Origin of the sequence: Aeromonas sp. Y311-2, assembly GCF_027706025.1 — a bacterium.
GTDB classification, from domain to species: Bacteria; Pseudomonadota; Gammaproteobacteria; order Enterobacterales; family Aeromonadaceae; genus Aeromonas; species Aeromonas veronii.
Genome location: NZ_JAPDCL010000024.1, coordinates 73,860 through 79,920, shown reverse-complemented (window position 1 = coordinate 79,920; position 6,061 = coordinate 73,860). Strand labels below are relative to the sequence as shown.

Genomic DNA, 6,061 nt, shown 5'->3' with positions numbered 1-6,061 from the left:
ATCTGCTCCATGCGGGACAAGAAAATCTCTTTTCTGGTCTGACGGCGCTTACTGCTGAATTCACTGTCGGCGAAGGTAAGTTGATGACTCATGATGAACCCTGTTCCATGGCTCCAGATGACAAACATGATCTCATATCAGGGACTTGTTCGCACCTTCCCTAAATATTCCCATTCAGATTGGGGAAATACCCGTTCAACCCGTTTTACGTTGTCAGGATTGCTTGCCAGACCCGGTTCAATGGCATCAACGATTTTATTTGACCGGGTCGCCAATGCCTTGGCCCATATTGCATACATGGGATTAGCCGTCTTGGTTTTTTCCATGGCTGCCAGATCCGGGGCCGCAATTACATATCCTCCCGCATTTTGCGGATCGGGTTGAATATTCATGGCTGCACTCATTGCGGCATAGCTTGGCAATGCGCAGGCGGCAGCGATCAGCCAGGCACAACGCTTGGGTTTGAACATGTTTATCGTCCTTGTTTGAATTAATGCGTTCCAAGAGTAGGTGTTTCAACAACTAAATTCACGATGAGAATTAAGAAATAAGCAGAATTTGTGAGCCATTTCACCTTGTGATATTCAGTGCAGCTGAAACAAAGAAAAAGAACCCAAACGAAAACGCCAGAGCGTGATCTTTCGCCCATTTTTAGAACAGTTGAGACAGCCAGGTGACCTGCCATACAGTCATTGTTCGTGATGAAAAAAATGGCTGACAGGCTCAACCTGTCAGCCATCATCAATGTTCAAGAAAAATGCTCAAAATAGCCGGATGTCAGGCACGCACGGCACGGATCAGGATATTGCGCGGGGTCATGGGTTTGGCACAAAACTCCCCCACTTCGACCCGATAGCCCTGCTCTTGCAAAAAGAGCGCGCGATCCAGCGCCAGCCAGATCTCGAGGGGACGGCGAAACAAATGACGCACCAGCTCCATGCGGGCGACATCGCCAAAGCGACGCTCCCCGTGTTCCAACCAGGCGGAATAGTCGAGCCCGGCGGGCAGCACAATCCCTTTGCGCTCGGAAGCCCAAACGCAGAATGCCTCGAAGGTGCCGGTCAGCAGGCTCTTTTGCATATTGGGCACCGGCAGATACTCATCCACCCCGCGCACCTGACGCTGCAGGCAGTCAAACCCGAGCCGCCACACCACTTCCTGCTCGCGCAGGCGGGCGATCCGCGCACCGCCAGTGACCGTCTCCTGTAGCGGCAACTTGAGATCCGCCTTGCTCAACACCAGCTCGCTGGCGCTGGCCGCGGCTGACAGCGGGCGATAGTGGCTGGTACGGATCAGGTGGTAACAACAGGGAGAGATGGTCACTCCGCGGGCACTGCGCTCGGCCACCCGCTCCAGCAGATGGGTGTGCAGCTCGCCGCAGGCATGGAGTGCTATGGCGTGATGTTCGGGGGCGATCAGCACCGCCGATTCGGGTGCAAAGGCATCGGCGCAGGTAAAGGTCATATTGGCACCATCCCGCTCGGCCAGCAGCCGACCATCGTCACAAAGCTGATCTTGCAACTCCAGACTGAGGATCGGAGCCTGTCGATGAAGTGATACCAGCCGCCCAAGGTGGCCCTTACCGGCACACCACTCCAGATAGGGGCCCTGATGGGCAGGCAGACAGGCGGTGAACGACTCGATCTGGGCCTGCTTGCGCCCCGGCATATGCAGCGCCATCTCCTTGCTGCAAGTGATGGGCTCAGGGGTAAACGGGGCAAGCTGGCTGAGTTGCTGCAGCTCGGCTCCCTCGGCAATCCAAGGGGCAAGCAGCGTGCTGAGTGCATCCATATCCGCATCGAACTCCGCCAACTGGGCAAGGGTCAGCCCATTGAGCAGTGCCGCCAGTACGGGCGCCTCATCGGCAAAGGCCATGGTCAGATGATGATATGGCTGATATTGCCACCAGCGTCGGTAGCGGGTGAGCAGTCGATCCAGTTGTTGAAAACGTTGAGCCAGCACGAATGCCCCTGCCTTGCAGTCAAAAAGGAGGCTCATTCTAGCGATCCCGCTTCAAATTGCACTCTCAATACCAAACGATCAGCGCCGCGCAACAGCACAGCCAACCTTGTGAGCCAGGGCAGACCTGACAAAGTACGGGGTTTTATGCTATATTCCGCCCCCTCTTTCACGCGCCCCGCCCAACGCGGGTCGTTTTACCACTAGCTATGGGACCAACAACATGACCATCAACGCCATTCTGCAAGCGCGCGCGGGCGCCAAGTGTGAACTGTGCAGCGCCGAGCAGGCGCTGACCGCCTTCGTGGTGCCTCACTCCCCCGCCAGCGACGATGATCACAGCGTTGCTATCTGTGACACCTGCCGTGGTCAGCTGAAACAACCGGATACCTTGGTGGTCAACCACTGGCGTTGCCTGAGCGACAGCATGTGGAGCCAGGTGCCTGCGGTGCAGGTGATGGCATGGCGCCAGCTGAAAACACTCTCCGGCAAGGGTGAAGTGTGGGCTCAGGATCTGCTGGACATGATGTACATGGAAGACGAAGCCAAGGCATGGGCTGAAGCTGGTATTGCTGACGAAGATGATGACAGCGTACCGACCGTTGACTCCAACGGCGCCGTGCTGCAAGAGGGCGACTCCGTTACCCTGATCAAGGATCTGGACGTGAAAGGCGCCGGTTTCACCGCCAAGCGCGGCACCCTGGTCAAGGGCATCCGTCTGACCAACAACCCGCTCCATATCGAAGGCAAGGTCAACGGCGTGCAGATCGTACTGGTGGCCGCCTACCTGAAAAAGGCCTAAGCCAGGTGCAATTGCGCTGCTGACAGAGCACAAGCACAACGAAAAAGGATGGCGTCACGCCATCCTTTTTTATATCCGCTTGCCGCAAGCGGCCAACCTGAGCCCATAACAGGCCAGCAAAAGCAACAAGGCGCATCCGGATGGACGCGCCTTGTTTACATGGCCGATGCCGTTAACCGGCAGCGGAAACGGTCACTCAGGAGGAGAGTTTGCCGTCCAGCTCGGCAATCTTGGCAGACCAGTAGGCCGGGCCGGTTTCGTGGATATTGTTGCCTTCGGAATCGACCGCAACGGTCACCGGCATATCTTCCACTTCAAACTCGTAGATCGCTTCCATGCCGAGATCGGCAAATGCCACCACGCGGGCTTTCTTGATCGCCTTGGCCACCAGATAGGCAGCGCCGCCGACCGCCATCAGATAGACGGCCTTGTGTTGCTTGATGCTCTCGACGGTTTTCGGGCCACGCTCGGATTTGCCGATCATGCCGATCAGGCCGGTTTCACCCAGCATCATGTCGGTGAACTTGTCCATCCGGGTGGAGGTGGTGGGACCAGCCGGGCCAACTACTTCGTCACGCACCGCATCGACGGGGCCAACGTAATAGATAAAGCGGTTGGTGAAATCGACCCCTTCAGGCAGCCCTTCGCCATTTTTCAGCATGTCGGCGATACGCTTGTGGGCGGCGTCGCGACCGGTGAGGATCTTGCCGGAGAGCAGCACGGTATCACCGCTCTTCCAGCTGGCCAGTTCGGCCTTGGTGATGCCATCGACGTTGACGCGGCGCACGTTGCCACCCGCTTCACGGGTGATCTCCGGCCAGTCACTCAGTTTCGGTGGGGTCAGCTCGGCGGGCCCTGAACCATCCAGCTCGAAGTGAACGTGGCGGGTCGCGGCGCAGTTGGGGATCATCACCACCGGCTTGGAGGCGGCGTGAGTCGGCGCAGATTTCACCTTCACATCCAGCACGGTAGTAAGGCCGCCCAACCCCTGGGCACCGATCCCCAGCTTGTTGACCTTGTCGTAGAGCTCGACCCGCAGCTTCTCTTCAGTGGTTTGCGGGCCACGGGCGATCAGCTCCTGAATGTCGATGTGCTCCATCAGGGCCTCTTTGGCCAGTACCGCCGCTTTCTCGGCGGTACCGCCGATGCCGATGCCCAGCATGCCGGGCGGGCACCAGCCTGCGCCCATGGTCGGCACGGTTTTCAGCACCCACTCGACGATATCGTCAGAGGGGTTGAGCATCACCATCTTGGATTTGTTCTCGGAGCCGCCGCCTTTGGCCGCGATGCTCACTTCCACCTTATTGCCGGGGATCATGTCGATATGGACCACGGCAGGGGCGTTGTCTTTGGTGTTTTTGCGACTGCCGGCCGGATCGGCCAGCACGGAGGCGCGCAGCGGGTTGTCAGGATTGGTGTAGGCACGACGGGTCCCTTCGTCCACCATCTCCTGCACAGTCATGTCGCTGTCCCACTGGACTTGCATGCCAATCTTGACGAAACAGGTCACGATGCCGGTGTCCTGGCAGAGCGGACGATGACCTTCGGCGGACATGCGGGAGTTGATCAGGATCTGGGCCAGCGCATCTTTGGCGGCCGGGTTGGCCTCACGGTCATACGCCGCTTTGGCAGCCTGAACAAAATCCAACGGGTGGTAATAGGAGATGTACTGGAGGGCATCTGCGATAGAATCGATGAAATCCTGTTTTTTTATAATGCTCATATCATCCTCACTGGTCCTTGTCTCTGCCACAGAGCAGGGCAAGGGCTTCCATATGATGGCCGTGCTGACGTGCTGGCTAAAAACTATCAACCAGCAAAAAACGAACGACACGGCAGTTTTTTCTTAAGTCACCGACACCTATGATACGCTTGCCCACCAGCACCGACTAGGGTTCGGGAACCAAACTGTTGCCTGTGTAACATAAAATGACGCCAACACTTCATATCCATCATCTAGACCATAGTGCTGAACTCCATCAGCTTTTTGCCCGCCTGCAACATCAGCCGTGGGCCATGTTGCTGGAATCGGCGGGACCATTCGGTGCCGACAACGGCTTTGATATCATCAGCGCCGATCCGCTGGCGACCCTCGAAACCCGCGGCGAGGTGACCACTCTGCGTGTCGGGGCGGATATCAGCAGACACCACGAAGATCCCCTTGCCCTGCTGGCCCATACCCAGCAACAGCTGCTGGGGGAGCTGGAACTGTGCGCCACTCACCTGCCCTTTATTGGTGGCGCCCTCGGTCTCTTTGGCTATGATCTCGGCCGCCGCTTCGAACGACTGCCGGAGCAGGCCGCCGCCGATATCGCGGTGCCGGACATGGCGGTGGGCATCTACGACTGGGCGCTGCTGCGCAATGTGGCGGCCGGCGACTGGCAACTGGTGCACTGGGGGGATGAAGCAGGCCTTGCCAACCGGCTGGCCTGGCTTGAGCAACAACAGGCCAAACCGGCCCCCTCTTTTGCCTTGCAGGGGTCGTGGCAGAGCAATATGAGCCGTGCCGAGTATGGCGAGAAGTTTGCCCGTATTCAGGAATATCTCGCCGCGGGGGATTGCTATCAGATCAACCTGACCCAGCGTTTCAGCGCCCCCTATCAGGGGGATGAGTGGCAGGCCTATTGCCTGCTGGCAACCGCCAACAAGGCTCCCTTCTCAGCCTTTATCCGTCTGCCGGACAGTGCACTGCTGAGCCTCTCTCCCGAGCGGTTCCTGCTGCTCGATGGCCGTCATATCGAAACCAAACCCATCAAGGGCACTCGTCCGCGCCACCCTGATCCGACCATCGATCGGCAAGTCGCGCTGGAGCTGGCGCAGGCGGACAAGGACAGATCAGAGAATCTGATGATCGTTGATCTGCTGCGCAACGATATAGGTCGGGTCAGCCGGCCTGGCTCGGTCAGCGTGCCTCATCTCTTTGCGGTGGAGTCGTTTCCGGCGGTACATCATCTGGTCTCCACCATCCACGGTGAGCTGGATGCACGCTGGCAAGGAGTCGATCTGCTGCGCGCCTGTTTCCCGGGTGGCTCCATCACCGGCGCCCCCAAGATCCGCGCCATGGAGATCATCGAAGAGCTGGAGCCCCAGCGCCGCAACGCCTATTGCGGCAGCATCGGCTATCTCAGCCAGCATGGTCGGATGGATACCAGCATCTGCATTCGCACTTTGATCGCCGAAGCGGGTCACCTGCACTGCTGGGCCGGTGGCGGCATCATCGCCGACTCCGACGCCGACAGCGAATATCAGGAGACTTATGACAAAGTCGCCCGCATCCTTCCGCCCCTCTCGGCGCTGTAA

General features: G+C 58.4%; 4 protein-coding genes and 1 pseudogene. 2 read left to right on the top strand and 3 right to left on the bottom strand.

Going from position 1 to position 6,061, the window contains the following annotated elements; genetic code table 11:
• Positions 1-161 precede the first annotated feature (161 nt).
• Positions 162-470 (bottom strand): annotated as a pseudogene (locus OKC42_RS18885) (carbohydrate-binding protein); the annotation flags it as partial.
• Between the two features lie 307 nt (positions 471-777).
• Positions 778-1,998: a methyltransferase gene (locus tag OKC42_RS18880; protein WP_151285656.1), complete on the bottom strand. Its 1,221-nt coding sequence runs from the start codon at positions 1,996-1,998 to the stop codon at positions 778-780.
• 184 nt (positions 1,999-2,182) lie between these two features.
• Between OKC42_RS18880 and OKC42_RS18875 the strand changes: the two genes are divergently transcribed.
• Positions 2,183-2,761: a PhnA domain-containing protein gene (locus OKC42_RS18875; protein ID WP_182963801.1), complete on the top strand. Its 579-nt coding sequence runs from the start codon at positions 2,183-2,185 to the stop codon at positions 2,759-2,761.
• A gap of 196 nt (positions 2,762-2,957) precedes the next feature.
• Here the strand turns inward: OKC42_RS18875 and OKC42_RS18870 are convergent, their stop codons facing one another.
• A complete protein-coding gene (locus tag OKC42_RS18870) occupies positions 2,958-4,484 on the bottom strand; it encodes a fumarate hydratase (RefSeq protein ID WP_005351759.1) in 1,527 nt (508 codons plus the stop codon).
• A gap of 293 nt (positions 4,485-4,777) precedes the next feature.
• Between OKC42_RS18870 and pabB the strand changes: the two genes are divergently transcribed.
• Entirely contained in the window at positions 4,778-6,061 is a 1,284-nt protein-coding gene (pabB, locus tag OKC42_RS18865) for an aminodeoxychorismate synthase component I (RefSeq protein ID WP_270820606.1), read from the top strand.